This window comes from Marivita sp. S2033 (genome assembly GCF_046592965.1).
GTDB lineage: Bacteria > Pseudomonadota > Alphaproteobacteria > Rhodobacterales > Rhodobacteraceae > Marivita.
Genome location: NZ_JBISBV010000003.1, coordinates 59,195 through 83,439, shown reverse-complemented (window position 1 = coordinate 83,439; position 24,245 = coordinate 59,195). Strand labels below are relative to the sequence as shown.

The window sequence follows — 24,245 nt, the reverse complement described above, 5'->3', positions numbered from 1 at the left end:
TCGGTGCAGCAATGGCGTTGGGCCTGGCCGTAACCGGCGCGTATGCGCAAGACGCGCCAAAGGACCACGCCGATCAGCCGCAGGACAGATATGTCGGCTCAATGACGACTCTTGGCGAGCTTGATCTCGAGATTCCGGGCCGCAAGCCCGGCGATCCGGTCATGACCGACGAGGAGTTCCAGCAGGCGACGACGATGTATTTCGAGCGTTGCGCAGGCTGCCACGGCGTGTTGCGTAAAGGTGCAACCGGTAAAGCGCTCACACCCGACATCACCCAGGATCTGGGTTTTGAATACCTGCGCGACTTCATCACCTACGGCTCTCCGGCCGGTATGCCGAACTGGGGTACCTCTGGCGACCTGACCGAAGCCGAAGTCGACATGATGGCCCGCTATGTGCTGCTCGAGCCTCCCCAGCCGCCAGAGTTCGGCATGGAAGACATGCGTGCCAGCTGGAAGGTGATTGTCGCCCCCGAAGACCGTCCGACCGAAAAGTTGAACGATTGGGACATCGACAACCTGTTCTCGGTGACCTTGCGCGATTCAGGCGAAATTGCCCTGATCGACGGCTCATCCTATGAGATCAAGAAGATCATCAAGACCGGTTACGCGGTCCACATCAGCCGGATTTCCGCCTCGGGGCGCTATCTGTTCGTGATTGGCCGCGACGCCAAGATCAACATGATCGACCTCTGGATGGAAGACCCAAGCTCCGTGGCCGAGATCAAGATCGGTGCCGAAGCGCGCTCGGTCGAGACGTCCAAGTTCGAGGGCTATGAGGACAAATACGCCATTGCCGGTGCCTACTGGCCGCCGCAATTCGTCATCATGGACGGCGACACACTCGAGCCTCTGCGGATCAAGTCGACCCGCGGCATGACCTATGACGAGCAGACCTACCACCCCGAACCGCGCGTTGCCGCGATCCTCGGCTCCCACTACAAGCCTGAATTCCTTGTGAACGTCAAGGAAACCGGCAAGATCATGATGGTGGATTACTCCGACATCGACGCTCTGAAGATCACCGAGATCAACGCGGAACGGTTCTTGCATGACGGCGGCCTGGACAGCACGCAGCGCTACTTCCTGACGGCGGCGAACGCCCGTGGCAAGGTTGCGGTTGTGGACACCAAGGAAAGCAAGCTGGTGGCCGTGGTCGAAACCGAAGGTCTCACTCCACACCCGGGCCGCGGTGCAAATATCGACCACCCGACCTATGGTCCGGTCTGGGCGACATCGCACCTTGGCGACGACACTGTGGCGCTGATCGGGACAGACCCGGAAGGGCATCCCGAGCATGCTTGGAAGATGGTGCACCAACTCTACGCCCTCGGTGGCGGATCGCTGTTCGTCAAGACGCACCCTGAATCCGAGAACCTCTACGTCGATGCGACATTGAACCCCGATGCCGAAGTCTCCGGCTCGGTCGCGGTGTTCAAGGTGGCCGATCTGGCACAGGAAGAACCCGAGTACACCGTTCTTCCGATCGTCGAATGGGCCGGCATTGCCGAAGGGCAGCCCCGCGTCGTGCAGGGTGAGTTCAACAAGGACGGCAACGAGATCTGGTTCTCGGTCTGGAACGCGAAAGACCTTGAATCGGCCATCGTTGTGGTCGATGACAAGACGCTTGAACTGAAGCACGTCATCAAGGACGAGCGGCTGATCACACCGACCGGCAAGTTCAACGTCTACAACACACGTGCCGACGTCTACTGACACAGGCCATCGGGGGCTGCCTTGCGTGGCCCCCGAACCCTCCCTACTTAAATTCTAGGCAGCTTCAGGAATGCAACCAATGACAGTAACGGGCAAAGTCTATCTCATCGGGTCCGGCCCGGGCGATCCTGATCTGATGACGGTGCGCGCCCTGCGAATGCTGCAAGACGCGGATTCGGTCGTGTATGACCGTCTCGTGTCCCCCGAAATTCTGGCGATGTCGCCGAAAACCGCCACGATGGTGCCGGTCGGTAAAGCGCCCAAGTGCCACACAGTCCCGCAGGACCGCATCAACGAGATTCTGGCCGAACGCGCCCTGGCGGGCGAAACCGTGGCACGCTTGAAGGGCGGCGATCCGATGATCTTCGGTCGCGGCTCGGAAGAGGCGGAATACCTTCAGGCGCGCGGCATCGAGGTGGAATACGCGCCCGGCATCACCGCCGCGCAAGGCATGGCGGCCGCCACCGGCGTGCCGCTCACCCATCGCGGCCTTGCCACCGGCGTGCGCTATGTCACCGGACACATGGCCGCCGACAAGACGCTGAACCTCAACTGGGACAGTCTGGCCGACATCGACACGACGCTTGTGGTCTATATGGGCGCATCCAGCATCTCGGAAATCGCGCTGCGCCTGATGCGCGCCGGCCTGCCCTCGAAATTGCCGGTGCTGGCCGTGTCCAACGTCACCACACCGCGCGAGACGCATGTTCTGTCGTCGCTCGGCCAGATCGGTGTCGATGCGCAAACGCTGATCCTGCGCACGCCTGTGCTGTTCGTCATCGGCCGCGTCGTGTCGCTCTATCAATCCCCGGCCTTCCAGGAAGTGCCGCTGCAAAAAATGGCGATGGTCGGTGATTAGGGCCCTTGTTCTTGTCTTTTGCGCCACCACCGCAGTCGGAGCCGAGACGCAGCGCGATCCCGAGGTGCTCAAGCATTTTGTGCATCAGGATTGCGGGTCCTGTCACGGCATGACGCTGAAAGGCGGCCTCGGCCCCGATATCCGGGTCGAAACGTTGCAACATTATGACCCCGACGTTCTGCGCGGGGTCATCCTTGAGGGTATCCCCGGTACGGCCATGCCACCGTGGAGGCCACTTCTGAGCGATCCCGAAGTGGAATGGATCGTCGACTACCTACTGACCGGAGAAGAGTGATGAGCACGCGATTGACGGCCGCCGCCTTGGCGTTGGCCCTGTTCGGCACGACCACGCTTGCGCAATCCACAGGCGATCTCGGCCTTGTGGTGGAACGGGCCGACGGCTCCTTGCTGGTTGTCGATCAATCCGACCGCGCAAGCGTCGGACGCATCACCGGTCTGGGCGATCTGTCCCATGCCTCGCTGGTCTATTCGCCCGATCAACGGTTCGCCTATGTGTTCGGGCGCGATGGCGGGTTGACGAAAGTCGACATTCTGGAACAGAAAGTCGTCAACCGCGTGCTTCAGGCCGGCAATGCCATCGGCGGCGCGATTTCGGATGATGGCCGCTACATCGCCGTGTCGAATTACGAACCCGGCGGCGTGCGGATTTTTGACGCCGACACACTGGCTCCTGTGGCCGATATCCCGACGGATTCCAAAACCGTCGGGCTGGTCGATATTCCCGGCACCCGCTTTGTCTTCAGCCTGTGGGACGCTGGCGAGACATGGATCGCGGATCTTTCCGGCGCAGAGCCCGAGATCACCAAGATCACCGGCATCGGCACCAACCCCTATGACGCGCTGGTCACATCTGACGGGCGCACCTATATCACCGGCTTGTTCGGCGAAGACCATCTGACCGCGATCGATCTCTGGCAAGACACCCCCGAGCCGACGGCAATCCTCGACGGATACTCCGCGGGCCGCGAAGGCCTGCCGGTCTACAAGATGCCCCATCTGGAAGGCTGGGCGCTGGCAGGCCATGAATTCGTGTTGCCCGCTGTCGGCCAGCACGAGGTTCTGTGGGTCGATGCCCGCAGCCTGACCCAAACCGGGCGCACCGAAACCTATGGCCAGCCGATCTTTGCAATGGCGCGCCCCGATGGGCGGCAGGTCTGGGTGAACTTCGCGCATCCGTTGAACGACACCATTCAAGTCATTGATTCCGTGACAAAAGAAGTGATCCACCAATTCTCGCCCGGCCCCGGTGTTCTGCACATGGAGTTTACCCCGCGCGGGCGTGAAATCTGGCTGTCCGTGCGCGATGCCGACAAGATCATGGTGTATGACACGCAATCATTTGAAAAGCTGCGCGAAATCGACGCCAGCAGCCCGTCCGGTATTTTCTTCACCAGCCGCGCGCACAAGATGGGATTGTAGGTCATGGACGGCGTTACCGATCCGATCAACGAAACCCTGCTTGACCAATGGCAGCGCGATTTCCCTGTCACGTCGCGTCCGTTCGATGAACTGGCCGATGCGCTGGGGATCAGCACGCAAGACGTGCTCGACCGGCTGAAAATGCACTGCCAAAACGGCCGGGTGACGCGCGTTGGTGCGACCTGTGCGCCCAACACCGTCTCGGCCAGCACATTGGCAGCCCTTGCAGCACCAGAAGACCGGATCGAAGAGATTGCAGCGATCATCGGCGCGCAACCGGGTGTGAACCATTCCTATCTGCGCGAAGATCACTGGAACCTCTGGTTCGTCGTCACCGGCCCGGACCGCGCGCATGTCGATGCAACCATCGCGCGGATCGAAAAGCAGACCGGACGGCGTGTCCTTGATCTCCGTCTGGTGCGCCCGTTCAATGTCGACCTCGGGTTCTCCATGCGCGGCGCGCCAGCTCCGCTGAGCAGCGCGCGTCAGGTGGACATCACGGTGTTTCAAGACGACGACCGCCCATTGTTGCAGGCGCTCACCAAGGGATTGCCGCTGACGCCGACGCCTTACGCCGATATCGCCGCAACTCTTGGCCGCGCCGAGGCGGATGTGCTGGCGCGGGTGCGGGCCTTGGTCGATGCGGGCATCGTATCGCGGCTCGGTGTCATCGTGCGTCACCGCGCGCTTGGCTGGCGCGCCAATGCGATGGTGGTCTGGGACATGCCGCATGACGCCATCACCGAGGCAGGACCCGTGCTGGCGGTTCAACCCGGCATCACCCTGTGTTACGAACGGGTGATCGTGCCGGGCGTCTGGCCGTACCGGCTCTATTCGATGATTCACGCGCGCAGCCGACAGGATGCGTTTGCTGTTCTTGATCGAGTCCGCGCCCTGCCCGCGTTTCAGGGGGTGCCCTGCAAACCCTTGTTCTCGACCCGCTGCTTCAAACAGACCGGCGCGATGATCGACGCTGCCGCCGCAAAGGAAACCGCATGACGCTTGATGAGACCGACCGCCGTATCCTGAATGCCTTGCAGGACGGGTTCCCGATCACGTCGCACCCGTTTGAACAGGCGGGCCGCGAGTTCGGGTTGAGCGAGGACGAATTGCTGACCCGTCTGGGCGCGATGAAAGAGGCGCGCATCATCACCCGCTTCGGCCCCTTCTTTGACGCAGCCGCAATGGGCGGCGCGTTCTGCCTCTGCGCGATGGCGATTCCGCCAGAGTCGTTCGACGCCGTGGTCGAACAGGTGAACGCACATCCCGAAGTGGCCCATAATTATGAACGCACGCACCATCTCAACATGTGGTTTGTTCTGGCAACCGAAACCGAAGATGAAATCGGCACCGTTGCGGCCAAGATCGAAGAAGAAACCGGGCATCCGGTTCTGTGTTTCCCCAAGCTTCAGGAATTTTTCGTGCGCTTCCGGGTGGCAGCATGAGCATTGATCCCACCGACCGCCGCATCATCACCGCAACCCAGTCAGGCCTGCCGTTGGTTGCGCAAACTTACGCGAAGATTGCCGCCGATCTGGGGCTGGACGAGGACGAGGTCTGCGCCCGTATGCGCGCCATGCAGGACAGCGGCGTGATCCGCCGGATCGCCGTTGCGCCAAACCACTATGCGCTTGGCATGACCGCCAATGGCATGTCCGTCTGGGATGTCGATGATGCGCGGATTGCCGAACTTGGCCAGAGGGTCGGCGATCTGGAGTTTGTCAGCCATTGCTACGAACGCCCGCGCGCCCTGCCCGATTGGCCCTACAACCTCTTCGCGATGATCCACGGATCGTCGCGCGACGAGGTCGAGGCGCTGCGCGCCGAAGTGGCGGCGGTGCTGGGGGATGCGTGCCGTGGCAACGACATTCTCTATTCGACTCGCATACTCAAGAAATCCGGGCTGCGGCTTCGGCAACAGAAAGGATAGCCCATGTTTCGCATGTCAGAATATATGGAGCAATTGGTTCACCCCACCCCGGTGCGCACGCGCCGGGGCGCAGGACCGGTCAAGCCGGTGGTGATCTGGAACCTGACCCGGCGCTGCAACCTCAAGTGCCGCCATTGCTATACGGTGTCTGCCGATGTGCATTTCCCCGGCGAGCTGACACATGAACAGGCGATGGCCAATGTCGAGGACATGAAGAATTACGGCGTCTTCGCGCTGATCCTGTCGGGTGGCGAGCCGCTTGACCGGTTCGATTTCTTCGACATCGCTCGCGCGGCGCGCCCCCATACGCGGATGCTGGCGCTGTCGACCAACGGCACCAAGATCCACGGCGAAAACGCCGACAAGATTGCCGAGATCGGCTTTGACTATGTCGGCATCTCCATCGACGGGATCGGCGCCACGAATGACTGGTTCCGCGGCGTCGAAGGCGCGTTCGACGATGCCGTGCGCGGGGTGCGCGAATGCAAATCCCGCGGCATCAAGGTCGGCCTGCGCTTCACCCTGACTAAGGACAATGCCGAACACCTGCCCGGCCTCTTGCAGCTTTGCGAGGACGAGGGGGTCGACAAGTTCTACCTCTCCCACCTCGTCTATGCCGGGCGCGGCGACAAGAACCGGGGCGAGGATGCGATGCACGAGCATACGCGAAAGGCGCTCGACATGCTCATCGATCACGCCTGGGCGGGCGCGTCCGGTGCAGGCTATCCGCTCGATATCGTCACCGGCAATAACGATGCCGATGCCGTCTATTTCACCAACTGGGCGCGGCGGCATTTCGACGACGACAAGGTGGAGAACCTGATCGACCACCTCGAAGCCTGGGGCGGCAATTCCTCGGGGCTGGGCGTCGCCAATATCGACCCGCAGGGCAAGGTGCACCCCGATACCTACTGGTCCGACTACACCATCGGCAGCGTCAAGGACACGCCCTTCTCCGAATTGTGGAGCGGCGATGATCCGATGCTGGCGCAGCTGCGCACCCGTCCGCGCCCGCTGAAAGGCCGGTGCGGGGCCTGCGCGCATCAATCCATCTGTGGCGGCAACACCCGTATCCGGGCGCTGCAACTGACGGGCGACCCCTGGGCCGAAGATCCGGCCTGCTATCTCAGCAACGAAGAGATCGGCATCGCCGATGCCGACCGCCTGACCGTCACTCCATTCCGAGGAAAACGCCATGATCCGGCGCATCGTTTTACCTAGTCTTCTGGCCGCCGGCGCGGTTGCCGCAAACGTCAATTTCGCCCTGGCCGATGCTGCCTCGGATTACATCGACCATTGCGCCGAATGCCATGGCGATGACCGCTTGGGCGGCATCGGCCCTGCCCTGATCCCGGAAACGCTGGGCCGGATGCGTGGCCCGAACCTTGAAGCGGTCATCGCCGAGGGCCGTGTCTCGACCCAGATGCCCGGCTTTTCGGGTCAACTGGACGCCACCGAGATCGCCGCGATTGGCGAATTTCTGCAAACACCTTTGGCGCAGGTGCCGCAATGGGGTCCGGAGGACATCGCCGCCACCCGCGTGCTCGATGACGACTACACCGCCGCCGACGCCCCGGTGTTTGACGCGGATCCGCTCAACATCACGCTCGTGGTGGAAACCGGCGATCATCATGTGAGCGTTCTGGATGGCGACACGTTCGAGGTTCTGGACCGGTTCGAGACCCCGTTCGCGGTACATGGCGGGCCAAAGTTTTCGCCCGATGGGCGCTATGTCTACATCATGTCGCGCGACGGCTTTGTGCAGAAATACGACATCTGGTCGCTGCAACAGGTGGGCCGCGTCCGCGCCGGGTTGAACAGCCGGAACATCGCCATCAGCGCCGATGGCAAACATCTGGCGGTCGCCAATTACCTGCCGATGACCCTGACCCTGCTGTCCGCGGACGACCTGAGCGTCGAGCGGGTGATGCCGATCATTTCCAAAAGCGGCGAGGAAAGCCGCGTTTCGGCGGTGTATCAGGCACCGCAACGCGACAGTTTCATTCTAGCGCTAAAAGACGCGCCCGAGATCTGGGAAGTGGCGACCGACCCTGATGCAGAGCCGGTTTACGAAGGCTTCGTGCACAGCCGCGAAAAGGGGATGATCGAGGCGATTGCCTCCTCCGAAGGGCTGTTTGCCCGCCGTCGGATCGAGATTGCCGAGCCTTTGGACGACTTCTTTTTCACCGATGATTATCGCCACCTGATCGGCGCGTCCCGCGATGGCGCGCGTGGCGTCGTGGTGAACCTCAATGTCGGGCGCGAGATTGCCGAACTTCCCCTTCCCGGTATGCCGCACCTTGGGTCGGGCATCAGTTGGGAACTCGATGGCCGCCGCGTCATGGCGACGCCGCACCTCAAGGAAGGCAAGCTGTCGGTCATCGACACTGATGATTGGAGCGTGCTGAAAACCATCGACACCAAGGGGCCGGGCTTCTTTTTGCGCAGCCACGAAAAATCGCCCTACATCTGGGCAGACGTGTTTTTCGGCCCCAACAAGGACGTGATGCACATCATCGACAAGGAAAGCCTTGAGATCGTCAAGACGATGCGCCCCGAACCGGGCGCGACAGTCGCGCATGTCGAATTTACCCGCGATGGAAATCATGCGCTTGTGTCGGTCTGGGAAGATGACGGCGCAGTGATTGTTTACGACGCCAAAACGCTCGAAGAACTCCAACGCCTGCCAATGCGCAAGCCGTCCGGAAAGTATAACGTTTTCAACAAGATCACGTTCTCGGAAGGCACCAGCCACTAGGCCCGTGTTCAGGTCAGCGCTTCCACTCTGGCATCGGGAAACCGGGCCAGAGCGGTCGTGATGGCCGGTTTCGGCATCAGGCAAAACGCGGTCGACAATCCGTCCGCCAATGCCGCCGAAGGTGCAGAGACCGACACAAGGCTGTGCAGCGCATCGCCTGTCTTGCGAGGATCGAGGATGTGGCCAAGCCCCCGCTCGGGCGCAAGCAAGGTTCCCATCGGAGCCGAGGTCGCAAGCCCGCGATCGCTCAAGGTGATCCGCTCCACGATAGCGCCCTGCGGCGTCGCGATACCGACAGGCCATCCGGTTTGCCCGCCTGCGGAAATCTCTCCCATGTCGACAAGAACGTCGCTCAACCCGCGTGCGCGCAACAATGCGGCGATGCGGTCGCTCACATAGCCTTGCGCGACACCATTTAGCGTCAGCGCGCCGCCTGATCGCTCAAACCGCACTTCGCTGGCATCGAAACGCAGCGATTTCCACCCGATTGCATCGCGCAACGCGGCCTCTTCGCTGGCACTCAAGGCGCGGTTCTGCGTCGTCGCCTTTGCATGGCCCAGCCAAAGCGGCTGCACCGTGGGATCAAAAGCGCCGCCGCTTGCGTCGTTCAGAACACCGCACAGGCTCAAGACGTCCAACAACTCGGGTGCCGGAAACTTCAGAACTCCGGTGTCGTTCAGTTGAACGATCTGCGACTCCGAGCGGTAGAGGCTGAACACCCGTTCCAGCCGCGCCAATTCATGCTCGACGGCGCGGAACACCGCTCGTGCATCACGCGCCGACATCGCCCCAGAGATCGTCAATCGCGCCTCGGCACCCATCGCCCGACCGGTCCAGCTGTGCTGTTCGCGCGCCTGCGCCGGAAGCGCGGCGCAGGCGGCCGAGCTGGCCAGAATGGTCAGGAACCGGCGGCGGGTTGTCGAATGTCTCATGGCGCTCCTGTCCGGTTTTGGAATGCACGTCTGCCAGAAATCTTCGGCCTCGATCTCTATCACGTTCCACCCTACCCGCACAGGCATCGGCGGACCTTGATGAATGTCAAGCTCCGTCGCTCCGGGCCGCTGCGCCGGGTCTTTGATTCTGTGCCAGTCGTTATGCAAAATGAGGGGTCGGCTTTCCCCTCCGCGTTAGGTATCAGACGCATGATCTTGAATTGGATTAACCATGCGAAAACTCGATGAAAGCCTGCTGACCCATCTCGCACCCTTCGCCGGGATGACCAGAGCCGAGATCCGAGAAGTGCTGGACCAATCGACGTCGCAGCGCTTTCCCAACGGCAGCACGATATTCCACGAGGGCGATCCGGCCGAACGTTTTCACGTTCTGCTGGACGGTTATATCCGCGTCGTGCGCGTCACGCCGCAGGGCGAGCATGTCACCGTCCTGCACATCCCTGCCGGCGAGTTGTTCGGCATTGCGGTCGCCCTCGGCCACACTCACTACCCCGCGAGCGCGATTGCAGCGTCCGACACCATCACCCTGTCCTGGCCGATGCGCCTCTGGCCCGAATTCAACACGCGCTACAGCGGGTTTTCGCTGGCCAACACCACGACAATGGGGCGGCGCGTGCAGGAGATGCATGACCGGATCGTCGAGTTGGCGACGCAACAGGTCGAGCAACGTGTGGCAAACGCGCTGTTGCGACTCATCAGCCAGATGGGCCGCAAGACCGAGCACGGAATCGAGGTCGATTTTCCGATCACCCGTCAGGATCTCTCGGAGATGACCGGCTCCACGCTGCACACGGTCAGCCGGTTGATGAGCGCGTGGGAGAAAAAGGGAATCGTCGAAAGCCGGCGCAAGCATATCATCGTGTCGCGCCCGCATGAGCTTGTCATACTGGCGGAGAACGGCGCGTTTCGCTGACCGCTCCGGCCAATTCGCCGCGAAAGGCCGCTTCATCCAGATGATACGCCGCACAAACGTCTGAAATCGTGTGAAACGGGGCCACCCGGCACCCGACGCATAACATCTTGTGCCGCAGGAACACCCGCGCCGTTTCCGGCCATTGTCCCATGATGTCGAACACCGACAGATCGGCTTCGTCCCATGTCCTTGTTTCTTGAACCACCGCGTTCCGACGCTCCCGATCAGGAATGCGATATTTCCACATTCATTTGCCCCGAACGTTGCGTTTGCGCAAACTTTGTTCGGGCGGCCGCAGATAGAAAGCGGGCTGACTGCAACCAGATGAGGGGGGCCCGTGAATGGCCGAATTCCTGACCAAGTCGCGGGCGCGAAATATCTTTTACGGCGGATCGATCTTTTTCGTCGTCGTCTTTATCGCGCTAACCGTGCAAAGCCACCGATACGTGGTAAATACGTCAACCGCCGGAATGCCGCTGTCCGAAGAGGTCACGCATGGCAAACACGTGTGGGAACGCAACAGCTGCATCAACTGTCACACCTTGCACGGTGAAGGGGCGTATTTCGCACCCGAACTTGGCAACGTGATGACCCGTTGGGGTGTGGCCGACGATCCCGAGGGGGCATACGAGATGATGGATGCCTGGATCGAAGCCCAGCCAAGCCGCATCGAGGGACGTCGCCAGATGCCCTATTTCGAGCTGTCCGAAGAGGACAAGCGCGGGTTGGCGGAATTCCTTCGCTGGGCCGATCAGACCGATACGCAGGGCTGGCCGCCCAACGACGCAGGCTAAGGAGGCAAAGATATGAAATATAAATCACAACAAGTGGCCTATGCCTATTTCGCCTGTGCGATGGCATTGTTCGCCGTGCAGGTCCTGGGTGGCCTGACCGTCGGCTGGATCTATGTCCAGCCCAACTTCATCGCGGAAATCTTCCCGTTCCACATCGTCCGCATGGTGCACACCAACGCGCTGATCGTGTGGCTGCTGCTCGGCTTCTTCGGTGCCGCGTATTTCCTCGTCCCCGAGGAATCAGAGCGTGAGATTCACTCGACCAAACTGGCCTATCTGCAACTGGCGATACTGATGATCGGCACGCTTGGTGCGGTGATCAGCTATGGCTTCAAGGTGCATGGCGGACGTGAGTTCCTCGAACAGCCCCTTTGGGTCAAGGTCGGCATCCTCGTGGCCGCACTGATCTTCCTCTACAACATCTCCATGACGGTTCTTGCCGGGCGCAAGACGGCCATCACCGGCGTGTTGCTGATGGGTCTGTGGCTGCTCTCGCTGCTCTGGGTGTTTGCGTTCATCAACCCCGACAACCTGTCGCTCGACAAGATGTACTGGTGGTTCGTCGTTCACCTCTGGGTCGAGGCGACGTGGGAACTGGTCATGGCGGCGATCCTCGCCTTCCTGCTGCTCAAACTGACCGGCGTTGACCGCGAGGTGATCGAGAAATGGCTTTACGTCATCGTGGCCACGGCGCTCTTTTCGGGCATCCTCGGCACCGGGCACCATTTCTACTGGATCGGTCTGCCGGGTTACTGGCAGTGGGTCGGCTCGATCTTCTCGACCTTCGAGGTGATCCCGTTCTTCCTGATGATGTCGTTCGCCTTCATCATGGTCTGGAAGGGCCGCCGCAATCACCCGAACAAGGCCGCCCTCCTGTGGTCGCTTGGGTCTGCCACCGTCGCCTTCTTCGGCGCGGGCGTCTGGGGCTTCCTGCACACGCTGCACGGCGTGAACTTCTACAGCCACGGCACGCAGATCACCGCGGCTCACGGCCACCTGTCGTTCTACGGTGCCTATGTCGCGATGAACCTTGCGATCATCACCTACGCAATGCCGATCCTGCGCAACCGCGAGCCCTATAACCAGGTGCTCAACATGGGATCGTTCTGGCTGATGACCAGCGGCATGGCGTTCATGACCTTCACGCTGACCTTTGCAGGCGTGATCCAGACGCACATGCAGCGTGTGCTGGGAGAGTATTTCATGAGTGTGCAGGATGAGCTTATCCTGTTCTACATCATGCGCTTCGGCTCGGGTCTGGCGGTCGTGATCGGTGCGATTCTGTTCATCTATTCGATCTTCGTCGTCCGCAAGCGCGAGATCGTCCAACCGGGCATCGCCAACCCTGCACAGGGCACATCCGAGCCTATTCCGGGGGAATGAAGATGAACGCCCATACGAAACCGCCCATCGCGCCGTTCTATGCCGCGTCCGGCAATGAATGTGCGCTCTTCGATGCGGCTCACAAAAACGGTTTGCCCCTTCTTTTGAAGGGGCCGACCGGCTGCGGCAAAACCCGCTTTGTCGAACACATGGCGGCACAATCGGGGCGCAAGCTCTACACCGTTGCCTGTCATGACGACCTGTCGGCGGCCGACCTGATCGGCCGCTACCTGCTGCGCGGCGGCGAGACCGAGTGGGTCGACGGCCCGCTCACCCGCGCGGTGCGTGAAGGTGCGATCTGTTATCTTGACGAGGTTGTCGAGGCGCGCAAGGACGTGACTGTCGTTCTGCACCCGCTCACCGACAACCGCCGCACGCTGATGATCGACCGGACCGGCGAAGAGCTTGTCGCCCCTCCCGGTTTCATGCTGATCGCCAGCTACAACCCCGGCTACCAGAACGTGCTGAAACGCATGAAGCCCTCGACCCGCCAGCGGTTCCTTGCGATCACGTTCGACTTTCCCGATCCCGAGACCGAGATTCAGGTGGTCGCCGAGGAAAGCGGCCTTGAAAAAGGCCGTGTGGCACCTTTGGTTCGTTTGGGTGGGCATATCCGCAACCTGTCGGGCATGGACCTAGAAGAAGGCGTCTCGACCCGGTTGCTGATCTACGCGGCCACCTTGATGGCCGGTGGCATGGGCGTCGAAAAGGCGCTTGAGGCTGCGGTGATCGAACCGCTGAGCGATGACAAAGACATCCAGACCGCGTTGCGCGATCTGGTCACGACTGTATACGGGTAAAAAGCTATGGCGCTGCATCCTCTTGACTTGATGGAGCCGGAAGAAACCGTCGGCAATATCTGGCACGATTACGCCGTGGGGATCGGCGCCGAGGCGTCCTATCCGGACGCCGCGGTGACGCTGGCGTCGCTGCGCCTTAGCCTGACGATGATGTTCCGCGCTCTTGGCGGCGCTCCGGGGGTCGAGTTTTGCGAGGCCCCCGAAATCGTCACCCGCCATCGCCGCTCGCACACCCGCAAGCTGGCGACGGAACGCGATAAATTCTATCTGCCGGCGTTTGACGGCGAACGCCTGCGCCTGCCGCCGGTGATCGACGTCTTTCCCGATGCCGCCCTGAACCGCAGCGCCTATTTCTGGCTCACCGCGCTTGCGGCACTCGGGGATCCCGACGAACTGGACACCGAGGCCAAAAACGGCCCGGCGCGCGATCTCGCAATGATCCGCGCCAATATCGCGGCTGGACAGACGGTCTTTGCCAACTGCCCCGGACTGCGCGAGGATTATGCCGCAATGGCCGTCCACATTCTGTCGACCCGCCCCAAGGTGCGGTTGCCGAAAGCCGAAGCCGAGATCGAACAGGCGTTGCGCCGGGGTCTGGGTGGCGACACGCTGACCGATGAATCCGATGCCGCAACCACCAAGAAATACATGACCTTCGCACCGGTTCCTATCTGGCTCGAATTCGCGCCCGCCGGTCGCGGCGACGCCGCCGCAGAGGAATCCGACCAAGACCCCGCGCCCCTGCCCGCCGCTGCCGCGACAACCACCCGCAAGCTCGGGTTCCGCAAGGATCGCGATCAGGCGAATCGCAAGGACAGCTTCATCCTGCACCGGTTTGAATCGATCCTGTCCTGGGTCGAATCGATGAACCTCAACCGCTCGATCCATGATGATGACGACGAAAACGCCCAGAAAGCGGCGGAGGATCACGACAACATCACCCTGTCCAAGAACAACCGCCGCGCGGCGACGCGGTTGCGGTTGCACCTTGATCTGTCGCCGGCAGACGCCGATCACGAACGTCTGTCGGCGCAATACACCTATCCCGAGTGGAACCACCGCTCGCGCGACTACATGCCCGATCACTGCCGTGTGCTTGAGGCCGAGGTCGAACCCGATCCCGACAACAGCTTCGTGCCCAACGAAAAGCGCATGGCCGAAGTGCGCCGCCAGTTTGAGGCGCTGCGCCCGCGCCGGATCATGCAAACGCGCCAGATCGACGGCTCCGAGCTTGATCTGGATGCGCTGATAGCGTCGCAGGTCGAACTCAAGGCGACGGGGCGCTGCGATGACCGGGTGTTCATGGCCTCGCGTCAGACCCAGCGTGATCTGACGGTGGCCTTTCTCATCGACACGTCCCGTTCAACGGAATCGGCCGTGGGCGACACCTGTGTCATCGACGTGGCACGCGACGCTTTGGCCGCTCTGGCCGGTGGCATCGACGCGGCGGGGGACCGCTTGGGGATCTGGGGATTTTCGTCGCTCAAGCGCGACCGGATCTTCGTGTCCCGCTGCAAGTCGTTTGACCAGAAAATGAGCGGTGCGGTGATCGACAATATCTGCGCCCTCAAGCCCGGACATTACACCCGCCTTGGTGCCGCGATCCGCCATGTCAGCGCGCAACTGGCCGAGGAAACGGCGGCGCGCAAATTGCTGATCGTGCTGACCGACGGCAAACCCAACGATCTGGACCACTACGAAGGCCAGCACGGCATCGAGGACAGCCACATGGCCGTCGCGGAAGCGCGGCGTCTCGGCCAGACCGTCCACGGGATCGTGGTTGACGAAGACGGTCAGGACTGGTTTGCCCGCATCTTCGGACGCGGCGGCTTTCACCTGCTGCCCCGTCCTTCCCGGCTCACCCGCGTGTTGCCGGACATCTATCGCACCCTGACTCAGGAGAGCTGACCATGCTGAGACTACTCTGCGCCGTATTCACGGTGTTCCCCGCGCTGGCCTTTGCCGAAACTTTCGAGCGCCCCATTCCCCAAGCGCAATCGGCCACCGCCGAATGGCTGTTCCTTGGCGCGTCTCTTGCACTCGTCGCCTCGCTCGTCGCGGTGCACGTGCTGGTGAAGCGCAGATGAAACCGTCGGGTTGGGGCGTGGGCCGCATTGCTCTGGTTCTCTACCCGTTCGGCGTCGGGGCGGTGGCGGTGAACCTGTTCTTTGCCAACCTTATTGCCACATGGCTCGGCGCGCCGGTCCTGCCGCTCCACTGGGCGCTGTGGGGTGGTGCCGTTCTGGGCGTGCCCGTCACCTGGGTCTTCGCGCGCCACATCCGCACCCTGATGGACCGGGCCGACAGCTGACACATCGCCTGTCACCCCGCTGACACGGGCCGGCGTGCCACGCTCGCGCCCGTCTTGCGCGCGTGGTGGCAAGCTGGCACTGCTGACACATCACTTGGCGGAGCGGCGGCATGTCCCAGACTGTATTCCTCATCAACGGTCCCAATCTCAACCTGCTCGGACAGCGAGAGCCGGAGGTGTACGGGTCCGACACGCTGGAGGACGTAACCGTACGGTGCGACCGTCTTGCCCGTACGGGTGGGCTTGATCTGAAGGCAATGCAATCCAACCACGAAGGCGACCTGATCGACATGATCCACCGCGCCCGCGACGAGGCGGCGGCGATCATCATCAACCCCGGTGCCTTCACCCACACGTCCGTTGCCATTCTCGATGCGCTCAACGCCTATGATGGTCTGGTGTTCGAAGTGCACATTTCCAATGTCCATAAGCGCGAGTCGTTCCGGCACCACTCCTACGTCTCGGCCCGCGCCGACGGCGTTCTGGCGGGGTTCGGCGTCGAGGGCTATGAACTTGCCCTGCGACGCATCATCAGCCTGCTTGGCTAGTAGGTGCCGTCTTCCAGCACGCCGGCTGCCGACATCTGTGCATACAGCAATCCTTCGCGCAGCCCGCGATCGGCCACTGACAGGCGATCGGTCGGCCAACAGCGCAACAGCGCCTGAAGGATCGCGGCCCCCGACATGATCAGCGCCTGACGGTCCGATCCGATCCGCGGGTCACGCAAACGCCCCTCGGGGCCAAGGTGCAGGTAGTTGGAAATCACCTTTTCGATCTGGTCCGAGGTCATGCGCAACCCGTCCACCTTGTTGCGATCATACCGCTTGAGCCCGAGATGGCTGGCCGCAACAGTGGTGACGGTGCCCGAGGTGCCGACGATCTGGAACCCCTCGCGGGCCTGCTCGTCCTTGTAGGGCGCAAATTCTGTCAGGTTTTCCTCAAAGAACCAGCTCATCAGCGCGTATCGCGCGCTGTCGCTCTCCACATCGGAGAACTGGTCGCGCAGGGTGGCAACGCCCCACGGCACGCTGATCCAGTCGACCACACGGGCGGCGGGAAACAGGCTGTCCTTGGTATGAAATCCCGCGTGCAGCCGCATGATCGCGCGCGGACGCTCGAAAGCCGGAACCGCGCTGAGGTCGATCCAGACGAGTTCGGTCGACCCGCCGCCGATGTCGACCACCAGCAATTGCTCGGTCTTGGTGCTGACCAGCGGCGCGCAGGAAATCACCGCAAGCCGCGCTTCCTCCTCGGGCTGGATAATCTCCAGGTTGAGACCGGTCTCGCGCTTGACCTGATGGATGAACTCACGCGAATTCAGCGCCCGGCGGCAGGCCTCGGTCGCGACAAGACGCATCTGGCTCACATCGTGACGGCGCAGCTTTTGCTGGCACACGCGCAAGGCCGAAATCGTGCGGTTCATGGACGTGCGGCTGAGCCGGCCCGACTTTTCAAGCCCGGCCCCCAACTGTACGGATTTCGAAAAGCTATCGACAACATGGAATTGGTTGCCCTTGGGTTGGGCAATCAACATGCGACAACTGTTCGTGCCCAAATCCAGCGCGGCATAAAGCTCGGATGGATCGGGCCTGGACGGCGCGGGGCTCTCTACCGGTTTCGGGAATGCGCCCGCACCTTTGGGACGCTTTGGCGCCATAACTACGCGCCTTCCGAATATGTAAGTTACCCCGACTCTATGCGCGCTGAGGAACTATCGCAAGATTCGTCACGCACACGGCTGCGTTATGAAGCGCGCTCATGCAAAGCCTTAGGATTTTGGGCCTCCGGCAGCATCGTATTTGCCACAGCCCTGTTCTATTGTGCGATCAGCGTCGCGGACAGAAGCGGTTAAGTCGAAAACCGACCCTTTGCGCATGGCGCTCTCGCTTACGAAGGCATTCAGAACACGAAGGATTCACCCGATGGCGGACGTAACACTTGTCTACTGGCGCGATATTCCCGCGCAGGTGATCGTCGGCAAGGGCCGCCGGGGGGCCAAGGCACAATTGGCCGAACGGTTTGAACAGGCTATTGACCGCGCCGCGATGAAGATCGGTGCGGCAGACACCGACAGCTATCTGGCCGAATGGCGCAAGGCCAAGCCCTACGCGGTCGAGGGCGACCCGCAAGAGGTCTGCGCCGCCGAAGTGGCGCGCATCGAGGCGGAATACGACAAGGCGCGGCTGATCGCGCTGATCGACAACGAAGGTTGGGCCTAAGGCCCCATGACCCTGAGGGAGGCCATCATGGCACTTTTGAATTTCCGCAAGCGCGAGATCGAGCGTCCATCCGGCACTCCCGAAATGGAAGCGTTTCTTGCCGGTTACTCGATCGAGGTGATGCCGCGCACCGCCGAAAAGATCGCCGATTTCCGCGCCCTTCTCGCCCCCGGCACCCGCGTCTATATCGCCCATATCGACGGCACGCCGATCCAAGACATGGTCGCCACCGCGCGCCGTCTGGCCGAGGACGGCTTTCCGGTGATGCCGCATTTCCCGGCCCGGATCATCAAGGACCAGGCCACCCTCGCCGACTGGATTGCCCGCTATCAGGGCGAGGCCGGTGTGGATCAGGCGTTGCTGCTGGCCGGTGGCGTGGCGGAACCGCATGGCGAGTTTCACAGTTCGATGCAACTGATGGAGACCGGTCTGTTCGACAAGGCAGGGTTCACCCGCCTGCATGTTGCAGGCCACCCGGAAGGCAACCGCGACATCGACCCCGATGGCGGCGCGCGCAATGTCGAGGATGCGCTGCGCTGGAAGCAGGCGTTCTCCGAGCGCACCGACGCGAAGATGGCACTGGCCACGCAGTTTGCCTTCGAAGCGGAGCCGATCATCCAATGGGCCAACGATCTGGCGGAGGCCGGGATCACCCTGCCCATTCACATCGGCATCGCCGGTCCGGCCAAGTTGCAAACCCTGATCAAGTTCGCCATCGCCTGCGGTGTCGGCCCGTCGCTGCGGGTGCTGCAAAAGCGCGCGATGGATGTGTCCAAACTGCTGTTGCCCTATGAGCCGACCGACATCGTGACAAAGCTGGCCGCACACAAGGCCGCCAATCCCGATTTCAATATCGAACAGGTCCATTTCTTCCCGCTGGGCGGAATCAGCTCGAACGCCAATTGGGCGATCGAGCACGGCGGCGCGGCGACCGCTCCGGCCACGGGACACTGACGCATATGCCTGCACTGCTTTTCGATCTCGACGGCACCATGCTGAACTCCGACGACATCCACGAACAGGTCTACCGGGAACTCTGGGCCGACCGCGGCTTGGTGATGGAAGACGGGTTTTACATGGAGAACGTGCACGGCCGTCTCAATGTCGATGTGTTCGCCAAATACCTGCCGGACGAAGGAGACCCGCAAGGGTTGAGCGAATGGAAAGAGGCGCAATTCCGGGACCGCTTGCCAACCCCCTACCCGGCGATGCCGGGTGTGCTCGACCTTCTTCATGCCGCGCAGAACGACGGCTGGCGTGTGGCGGTGGTGACCAATGCCATGCGCCTCAATGCCGAAGCCATGCTGTCGGCCATCGGCGCACGCGGGGCCATCGAGACGATGGTCATCGGTGAGGAATGTGCCCGTGGCAAACCCCATCCCGAACCCTATCTGCAAGCGATGAAGGCGCTTGATATGCCGGCGGCCCAATGCATTGCATTCGAGGACAGCACAACCGGCGTTCAGGCCGCCGCCGCTTCCGGAGCCTACACCATCGGTGTCCGCTCCGGGCTGAGCGATCAGGATCTGCGCGCGCACGGTGCGCAGGACAGCATTCAGGATTTTACAGATATCGCGTTGCCAGATCTGCTGGCGCGCCTCAAAGGAGTCGTTGCATGACCCGCACGATCATTGAATCAAAAACCAAAACCGCCATCATCGGGTTCGACCAACCCTTTTGCGTGATCGGAGAGCGGATCAACCCGACAGGGCGCAAGATCCTGAACGAGGAACTCGAGCGCGGCGATTTTTCCCGCGTCGAAGCGGATGCGCTGGCACAGGTCGCCGCCGGTGCCAACGTGCTCGACATCAACTCGGGTGCGGTGTTCTCCAACAAGATGGCCGAAGACCCGCGCTATGCCGACAACAACTTTGTCGAACCCGCACTGATGAAGCAATTGGTCGAGCATGTTCAAGCGGTCACCGATTGCCCGCTCTGCATCGACAGCTCGGTTCCCGGCGCATTGGAAAACGGCCTTGCCGCCGCCGAAGGCCGCCCGCTTCTGAACTCGGTCACCGGCGAGGAAGAACGGCTGGAACTGGTGTTGCCGCTGGTCAAGAAATACAACGTGCCGGTCGTCGCGATCAGCAATGACGACACGGGTATCTCCGAAGACCCGGACGTGCGCTTTGCCGTGGCGAAAAAGATCGTCGAGCGGGCTGCCGATTTCGGCATCCCGGCGCATGACATCGTGGTCGATCCGCTGGTCATGCCGATCGGCGCGATGGGCACCGCCGGATTGCAGGTCTTTACCCTCGTGCGCCGGTTGCGCGACGAACTGGGCGTCAACACCACATGCGGCGCATCGAACATCAGCTTTGGCCTGCCCAATCGGCACGGCATCAACAACGCGTTCCTGCCGATGGCGATCACCGCCGGCATGACGTCAGCCATCATGAACCCGGTGCAAATCGCCGTCGGTCCCACAAAGATTGCCGAGAAGAAAGCCGAAGTCGAAGCGGCCGGAATCGTGCTGCCCGATATGGACGACGAGACGTTTTGCGTGTTGTTCGGCCTTGGATCAACCAAACCGCGCCCCGGCAAGGAAATGGAAGCAATCCGTGCCGCCAATTTCCTGACAAACAACGATGCCGGTGGCAGCGCCTGGATCGAGTTCAACAAGCAGGCCCCCAAGGCCGGCCATGAAGGCCGTGGCCGCGCGGGCCGAACCGGCGGACGACGTCGCCGCGCCTGACGTCGTCTTGTCTTGTATAGCACAAAAACGGGGCGTGCTCCCGACAGGTCGGCTCGCGCAGCGAGCCGACGGCGTCTAGATGGACTTGCCCTTACGGCCCGCAAGATCGGTGAAATACTGCCACGCCACCCGGCCAGAGCGCGCACCGCGCGTGGCTTGCCACTCGATCGCTTCGGCGCGCAGGGTGGCGTCGTCGATCTCGACGCCATACGCATCGCAATAGCCGCGGATCATTTGCAGATAGGCATCCTGATCGCAGGGGTGAAAACCCAGCCACAGGCCGAACCGGTCTGACAGCGACACCTTCTCTTCAACCGCCTCGGAGGGGTTGATGGCGGAACCGCGTTCGTTTTCGATCATATCACGCGGCATCAGGTGGCGGCGGTTCGAGGTGGCGTAGAACACCACGTTCTCCGGCCGCCCTTCGACACCACCGTCCAGCACCGCCTTGAGCGATTTGTAATGCTGATCGTCATGGCTGAAGCTCAGATCGTCGCAAAACAGCAGGAAGCGATGCGACGAGGCGCGCAGCAGGTTGAGCAATCGCGCCACGCTTGGCAGATCCTCGCGTTGCAGTTCGACCAGTTTCACCGTCGCGCCCTCGGCCAGGATGGCGGCGTGGATCGCCTTGACGAGACTGGATTTCCCCATCCCGCGCGCGCCCCAGAGAAGCGCATTGTTGGCGGGCAGACCCTTGGCGAACTGGCGGGTGTTGGCCAGAAGCGTGTCGCGGCTGCGATCCACGCCGACCAGCAGATCCACCGCGACCCGAGAAACATCGCGCACCGGCTGCAAGTGGTCGGGATCGACATGCCACACGAAGGCGTCTGCCGCATCGAAATCGGGGGCGGCATAGGGCGCCGGTGCCAAACGCTCCAGCGCCGCTGCGATCCGCTCTATCGGCTCGCTCACTTCAGGGGATCCTCGTCCTCGTTTTCCTCGATGTCGAACTCCTTCATCAGCGGATCATCGTCGACATCGTCATCGTCCATCCAAAGCCCCTGCGCACGCAGGTCTGCCTCGCGCTTGCGATCGACGCGGCGGACGAGCAGGATCGACACTTCGTAGAGGCCGTACACCACGACGAACAGGATCACCTGCGTGATGACGTCGGGCGGTGTAACCAGTGCGGCCAGCAGCAAGATCGCCACGACCGCGTATTTGCGCACCCTTGCCAGACCTTCGGCGCTGACCAGCCCTGCCTTGCCCATCAGCGTGAGAAGAACGGGCAGTTGAAAGCACAGCCCGAACGCCACGATGAACTTGACCGTCAGGTTCAGATATTCCTGCGCCGAGCCCTGAAAGACCACCGACAGGCCCTGCGTGACATCTTCGTCCACAACAGCCTGGCCTTCGGCACCGAATTGCTGGAAGCCGAGGAAAAAATCATAGGCCAGCGGCGTGACGACGTAGAACGCGAAGGACGCGCCGAGGATGAACATGAAGGGCGAGGCGATCAGAAACGGCAGGAACGCGCCTTTTTCGGTCTTGTACAGACCCGGCGCCACAAAGCGCCACATCTGCAAGCCGATATAGGGAAAGGCCAACATGAACCCGCCCAAAAGCGAGATCTTGATGGCGACGAAAAAGCCCTCTTGCGGACTGATGAAGATCAGGTCGCAATCCTGCCCGCGTTCGGCCAGCACCTCGCACAGGGGGTTAGTGAGGAAATTGAACAGCGGCGTGGCCACGGTGAAACACAGGATCATGCCGATGATGAACGCCACCACCGAATGAATCAGCCGGTTGCGCAGTTCGGCCAGATGCTCGATCAGCGGCGCAGAGCTGTCCTCGATCTCGTCGGGCGCGCTCATGTCTTGTCTTTCGTCGCGGCAGGCGATTTGGCAGGCGTCTTGGCAGGCGGTTCCGCTTCCAGCGCGGCTTCCAGCTCACCCACCTTGGTGGCGGCTTCGGTCGCTTCGCGGGCCTTGCGTTCGGCGGCGGCCTTGGCAGCCGACAGTTCGATCTTCTTGCGGGCTTCCTCGCGTTCGGCGGACAGTTTGCCGGTGTGGCTGGTGGGGTCGAGATCGGTCATGGATTTTGCCGCCTCTTTCACGCTGTCCATCGCCGATGACACCGGGTTGGTCGCGGATTTGAATGTCTTGGTTATATCGGACACACCTGCGTCATCCGCCGCGTCATTCATCGCGTTGGTAAATTCGCGCGCCATGCCGCGGGCCTTGCCCATGAACCGGCCAAGGCTGCGAAACAGCACCGGCAGGTCTTTGGGTCCCACGACGATCAGCGCGACAATGCCGATCACCAGAAGCTCGGTCCAGCCCAGATCGAACATTGGGGCTTACACCTTGTCCTTGTCGGTCACGGGCCGGGCTGCGTGCTCGGTCTTTGTGTCGGTGGTCGGGGTGACATCCTTGGCGTCGACGGCCTTGTGCGCGTCGTCGGACTCGTCATCCTTGCCACCTTCGCTGACGCCTTTTTTGAACGCGGTGATCCCCTTGCCCACTTCGCCCATCAGCGAAGAAATCTTGCCGCGGCCGAACAGCACCAGCACCACGACGGCGATCAGCAGAAGGCCGGGAAGGCCGATATTGTTGAGCATGGCTCTCTCCTTTGAATAGATTTGCCGCCCCGAGCGGCGCGTTTCGCTGCGTATCTATGTGTTTTGGAGCCTGCCGAAAAGCGCCAAAGCGCCGCGCGTGCGGCGAATTGGAGAGGTTTTTTGTCAAGAGGTTGTCACTTGTCAGGTTTTTGTCAGTATGTCCCGCAATTGCGAGGGGAATCAGATGAAACGCGCCGACCGTCTTTACGCGCTGATGCAGCGTCTCAAGGATGGACGGTTGCATACCGCCGAAGCGATGGCGCAGGATCTTGGCGTGTCGATCCGCACGATCTACCGCGATATGGAAACCCTCGCCGCGTCCGGTGTTCCCGTCGAGGGCGCGCGGGGATCGGGCTATACCGCGCGGGCGATGATCACCTTGCCACCGCTCAACCTGACACAAACAGAGCTTGAGGCGCTGCATATCGGGCTGGCTGCTGTCGGCGCGGGGGACGAGGCGGAACTTGCCGACGCCGCGCGCGCCCTGTCAGACAAGATCGACGCCGTACTGCCCGAGGATGTGGGCACCCCGAAGGCACGGTTCGGCTTTGCCACCTACCCGTTCGCCGAAGCCGCCCAGGGGTTTCGCCACATGCCCACGTTTCGCAAGGCGATCCGGGCGCGACAGAAATTGCGGGTGAAACTTGACGGCGAAGGCATGTATCACGACATCCGCCCGCTGCATCTCGATTATTGGGGTCGCATCTGGACCTGCGTCGTCTGGGACGAGACAGCGGGTGACTTCGCGACCTTCCGGATGGATCGGATCAGCGATCTCAGCCCGCTTCCGGGATTGTTCGTCGATGAAGTGGGCAAACGGCTGAAGGATTTTCACGCCCTGCGGGAGTGAAATCACCGACTGTCGCAAGTGGCCGTTGCCAGTGATGAGTTGCGTGGCCCCAAGAGCGGGGTGCC

Annotated in this window: 29 protein-coding genes; 22 read left to right on the top strand and 7 right to left on the bottom strand. The window is 61.8% G+C overall.

Annotation, left to right across the window (positions count from 1 at the left end):
- Positions 1-11 precede the first annotated feature (11 nt).
- From ACGKZZ_RS07165 to ACGKZZ_RS07125, 9 genes are all read left to right on the top strand, one after another.
- The gene (locus tag ACGKZZ_RS07165) at positions 12-1,715 is read left to right on the top strand and encodes a cytochrome D1 domain-containing protein (RefSeq protein ID WP_411223147.1); all 1,704 of its coding nucleotides are present in this window, start codon (positions 12-14) and stop codon (positions 1,713-1,715) included.
- Positions 1,716-1,794: 79 nt separating this feature from the next.
- Complete coding sequence (cobA, locus tag ACGKZZ_RS07160) at positions 1,795-2,574, top strand: uroporphyrinogen-III C-methyltransferase (protein ID WP_411222823.1); 780 nt, start codon at positions 1,795-1,797, stop codon at positions 2,572-2,574.
- Positions 2,567-2,869, top strand: coding sequence for a c-type cytochrome (locus tag ACGKZZ_RS07155; protein WP_411222822.1), 303 nt, complete (start codon positions 2,567-2,569; stop codon positions 2,867-2,869). The genes cobA and ACGKZZ_RS07155 overlap by 8 nt, the downstream gene beginning before the upstream one ends.
- On the top strand, positions 2,869-4,014 hold the full coding sequence (locus ACGKZZ_RS07150) for a cytochrome D1 domain-containing protein (RefSeq protein ID WP_411222821.1): 1,146 nt from the start codon (positions 2,869-2,871) through the stop codon (positions 4,012-4,014). Before ACGKZZ_RS07155 ends, ACGKZZ_RS07150 begins: the two co-directional genes overlap by 1 nt.
- Positions 4,015-4,017: 3 nt before the next feature.
- Positions 4,018-5,013 carry an Lrp/AsnC family transcriptional regulator gene (locus ACGKZZ_RS07145; RefSeq protein WP_411222820.1) on the top strand — a complete coding sequence of 332 codons (996 nt, stop codon included), beginning with the start codon at positions 4,018-4,020 and terminating at the stop codon, positions 5,011-5,013.
- Positions 5,010-5,459 carry an Lrp/AsnC family transcriptional regulator gene (locus ACGKZZ_RS07140; protein WP_411222819.1) on the top strand — a complete coding sequence of 150 codons (450 nt, stop codon included), beginning with the start codon at positions 5,010-5,012 and terminating at the stop codon, positions 5,457-5,459. The genes ACGKZZ_RS07145 and ACGKZZ_RS07140 overlap by 4 nt, the downstream gene beginning before the upstream one ends.
- Positions 5,456-5,944, top strand: coding sequence for an Lrp/AsnC family transcriptional regulator (locus tag ACGKZZ_RS07135; RefSeq protein WP_411222818.1), 489 nt, complete (start codon positions 5,456-5,458; stop codon positions 5,942-5,944). The genes ACGKZZ_RS07140 and ACGKZZ_RS07135 overlap by 4 nt, the downstream gene beginning before the upstream one ends.
- Positions 5,945-5,947: 3 nt before the next feature.
- Entirely contained in the window at positions 5,948-7,165 is a 1,218-nt protein-coding gene (gene nirJ / locus ACGKZZ_RS07130; RefSeq protein ID WP_411222817.1) for a heme d1 biosynthesis radical SAM protein NirJ, read from the top strand.
- Positions 7,140-8,702: a cytochrome D1 domain-containing protein gene (locus ACGKZZ_RS07125; RefSeq protein ID WP_411222816.1), complete on the top strand. Its 1,563-nt coding sequence runs from the start codon at positions 7,140-7,142 to the stop codon at positions 8,700-8,702. Before nirJ ends, ACGKZZ_RS07125 begins: the two co-directional genes overlap by 26 nt.
- Before the next feature lie 8 nt (positions 8,703-8,710).
- On the opposite strand, the gene ACGKZZ_RS07120 is transcribed toward ACGKZZ_RS07125, so the two are convergent.
- A complete protein-coding gene (locus ACGKZZ_RS07120; RefSeq protein WP_411222815.1) occupies positions 8,711-9,634 on the bottom strand; it encodes an FAD:protein FMN transferase in 924 nt (307 codons plus the stop codon).
- Between the two features lie 232 nt (positions 9,635-9,866).
- On the opposite strand from ACGKZZ_RS07120, the gene ACGKZZ_RS07115 reads away from it, so the two are divergent.
- Positions 9,867-10,568 carry a Crp/Fnr family transcriptional regulator gene (locus ACGKZZ_RS07115; RefSeq protein WP_411222814.1) on the top strand — a complete coding sequence of 234 codons (702 nt, stop codon included), beginning with the start codon at positions 9,867-9,869 and terminating at the stop codon, positions 10,566-10,568.
- Here ACGKZZ_RS07115 and ACGKZZ_RS07110 read toward each other — a convergent pair.
- Complete coding sequence (locus ACGKZZ_RS07110; RefSeq protein WP_411222813.1) at positions 10,537-10,815, bottom strand: DUF1858 domain-containing protein; 279 nt, start codon at positions 10,813-10,815, stop codon at positions 10,537-10,539. The genes ACGKZZ_RS07115 and ACGKZZ_RS07110 overlap by 32 nt on opposite strands.
- A gap of 94 nt (positions 10,816-10,909) precedes the next feature.
- Between ACGKZZ_RS07110 and ACGKZZ_RS07105 the strand changes: the two genes are divergently transcribed.
- The 7 genes from ACGKZZ_RS07105 to aroQ all read left to right on the top strand — a co-directional run bounded on the left by ACGKZZ_RS07105 (position 10,910) and on the right by aroQ (position 16,404).
- Positions 10,910-11,362, top strand: coding sequence for a c-type cytochrome (locus ACGKZZ_RS07105; RefSeq protein ID WP_411222812.1), 453 nt, complete (start codon positions 10,910-10,912; stop codon positions 11,360-11,362).
- 12 nt (positions 11,363-11,374) lie between these two features.
- Positions 11,375-12,745 (top strand): cbb3-type cytochrome c oxidase subunit I, encoded by a 1,371-nt coding sequence (locus ACGKZZ_RS07100; RefSeq protein ID WP_411222811.1) that lies wholly within the window; start codon positions 11,375-11,377, stop codon positions 12,743-12,745.
- Between the two features lie 2 nt (positions 12,746-12,747).
- The gene (locus ACGKZZ_RS07095; RefSeq protein ID WP_411222810.1) at positions 12,748-13,545 is read left to right on the top strand and encodes a CbbQ/NirQ/NorQ/GpvN family protein; all 798 of its coding nucleotides are present in this window, start codon (positions 12,748-12,750) and stop codon (positions 13,543-13,545) included.
- Positions 13,546-13,551: 6 nt separating this feature from the next.
- Positions 13,552-15,453, top strand: a complete 1,902-nt coding sequence (locus ACGKZZ_RS07090; RefSeq protein WP_411222809.1) for a nitric oxide reductase activation protein NorD — start codon at positions 13,552-13,554, stop codon at positions 15,451-15,453.
- Between the two features lie 2 nt (positions 15,454-15,455).
- A complete protein-coding gene (locus tag ACGKZZ_RS07085; protein WP_411222808.1) occupies positions 15,456-15,632 on the top strand; it encodes a protein NnrT in 177 nt (58 codons plus the stop codon).
- Positions 15,629-15,856, top strand: a complete 228-nt coding sequence (locus tag ACGKZZ_RS07080) for an NnrT protein (protein WP_411222807.1) — start codon at positions 15,629-15,631, stop codon at positions 15,854-15,856. Before ACGKZZ_RS07085 ends, ACGKZZ_RS07080 begins: the two co-directional genes overlap by 4 nt.
- Before the next feature lie 110 nt (positions 15,857-15,966).
- Positions 15,967-16,404: a type II 3-dehydroquinate dehydratase gene (gene aroQ, locus ACGKZZ_RS07075; RefSeq protein ID WP_411222806.1), complete on the top strand. Its 438-nt coding sequence runs from the start codon at positions 15,967-15,969 to the stop codon at positions 16,402-16,404.
- Here aroQ and ACGKZZ_RS07070 read toward each other — a convergent pair.
- Positions 16,401-17,513 carry a Ppx/GppA phosphatase family protein gene (locus tag ACGKZZ_RS07070; RefSeq protein WP_411222805.1) on the bottom strand — a complete coding sequence of 371 codons (1,113 nt, stop codon included), beginning with the start codon at positions 17,511-17,513 and terminating at the stop codon, positions 16,401-16,403. The genes aroQ and ACGKZZ_RS07070 overlap by 4 nt on opposite strands.
- Positions 17,514-17,778: 265 nt before the next feature.
- On the opposite strand from ACGKZZ_RS07070, the gene ACGKZZ_RS07065 reads away from it, so the two are divergent.
- The 4 genes from ACGKZZ_RS07065 to ACGKZZ_RS07050 are packed head-to-tail and all read left to right on the top strand — an operon-like array spanning position 17,779 to position 20,770.
- Positions 17,779-18,075, top strand: coding sequence for a virulence factor (locus ACGKZZ_RS07065; protein WP_411222804.1), 297 nt, complete (start codon positions 17,779-17,781; stop codon positions 18,073-18,075).
- A 27-nt stretch (positions 18,076-18,102) separates the two neighbouring features.
- Positions 18,103-19,029 carry a methylenetetrahydrofolate reductase gene (locus tag ACGKZZ_RS07060; RefSeq protein WP_411222803.1) on the top strand — a complete coding sequence of 309 codons (927 nt, stop codon included), beginning with the start codon at positions 18,103-18,105 and terminating at the stop codon, positions 19,027-19,029.
- A 5-nt stretch (positions 19,030-19,034) separates the two neighbouring features.
- Positions 19,035-19,694, top strand: coding sequence for an HAD family hydrolase (locus tag ACGKZZ_RS07055; protein ID WP_411222802.1), 660 nt, complete (start codon positions 19,035-19,037; stop codon positions 19,692-19,694).
- On the top strand, positions 19,691-20,770 hold the full coding sequence (locus ACGKZZ_RS07050; RefSeq protein ID WP_411222801.1) for a methyltetrahydrofolate cobalamin methyltransferase: 1,080 nt from the start codon (positions 19,691-19,693) through the stop codon (positions 20,768-20,770). Before ACGKZZ_RS07055 ends, ACGKZZ_RS07050 begins: the two co-directional genes overlap by 4 nt.
- Before the next feature lie 75 nt (positions 20,771-20,845).
- On the opposite strand, the gene ACGKZZ_RS07045 is transcribed toward ACGKZZ_RS07050, so the two are convergent.
- From ACGKZZ_RS07045 to ACGKZZ_RS07030, 4 genes are read right to left on the bottom strand one after another with little or no spacing between them, the layout of a single operon-like run.
- Positions 20,846-21,682 (bottom strand): ATP-binding protein, encoded by an 837-nt coding sequence (locus ACGKZZ_RS07045; RefSeq protein ID WP_411222800.1) that lies wholly within the window; start codon positions 21,680-21,682, stop codon positions 20,846-20,848.
- Positions 21,679-22,584 (bottom strand): twin-arginine translocase subunit TatC, encoded by a 906-nt coding sequence (gene tatC, locus ACGKZZ_RS07040; RefSeq protein ID WP_411222799.1) that lies wholly within the window; start codon positions 22,582-22,584, stop codon positions 21,679-21,681. The genes ACGKZZ_RS07045 and tatC overlap by 4 nt, the downstream gene beginning before the upstream one ends.
- Positions 22,581-23,063, bottom strand: coding sequence for a Sec-independent protein translocase protein TatB (gene tatB / locus ACGKZZ_RS07035; RefSeq protein ID WP_411222798.1), 483 nt, complete (start codon positions 23,061-23,063; stop codon positions 22,581-22,583). The genes tatC and tatB overlap by 4 nt, the downstream gene beginning before the upstream one ends.
- Positions 23,064-23,069: 6 nt before the next feature.
- Positions 23,070-23,330 (bottom strand): twin-arginine translocase TatA/TatE family subunit, encoded by a 261-nt coding sequence (locus ACGKZZ_RS07030; RefSeq protein WP_411222797.1) that lies wholly within the window; start codon positions 23,328-23,330, stop codon positions 23,070-23,072.
- Between the two features lie 184 nt (positions 23,331-23,514).
- Here ACGKZZ_RS07030 and ACGKZZ_RS07025 point away from each other — a divergent pair, with 184 nt between their 5' ends.
- Positions 23,515-24,180, top strand: a complete 666-nt coding sequence (locus ACGKZZ_RS07025; RefSeq protein ID WP_411222796.1) for a helix-turn-helix transcriptional regulator — start codon at positions 23,515-23,517, stop codon at positions 24,178-24,180.
- Positions 24,181-24,245 lie beyond the last annotated feature (65 nt).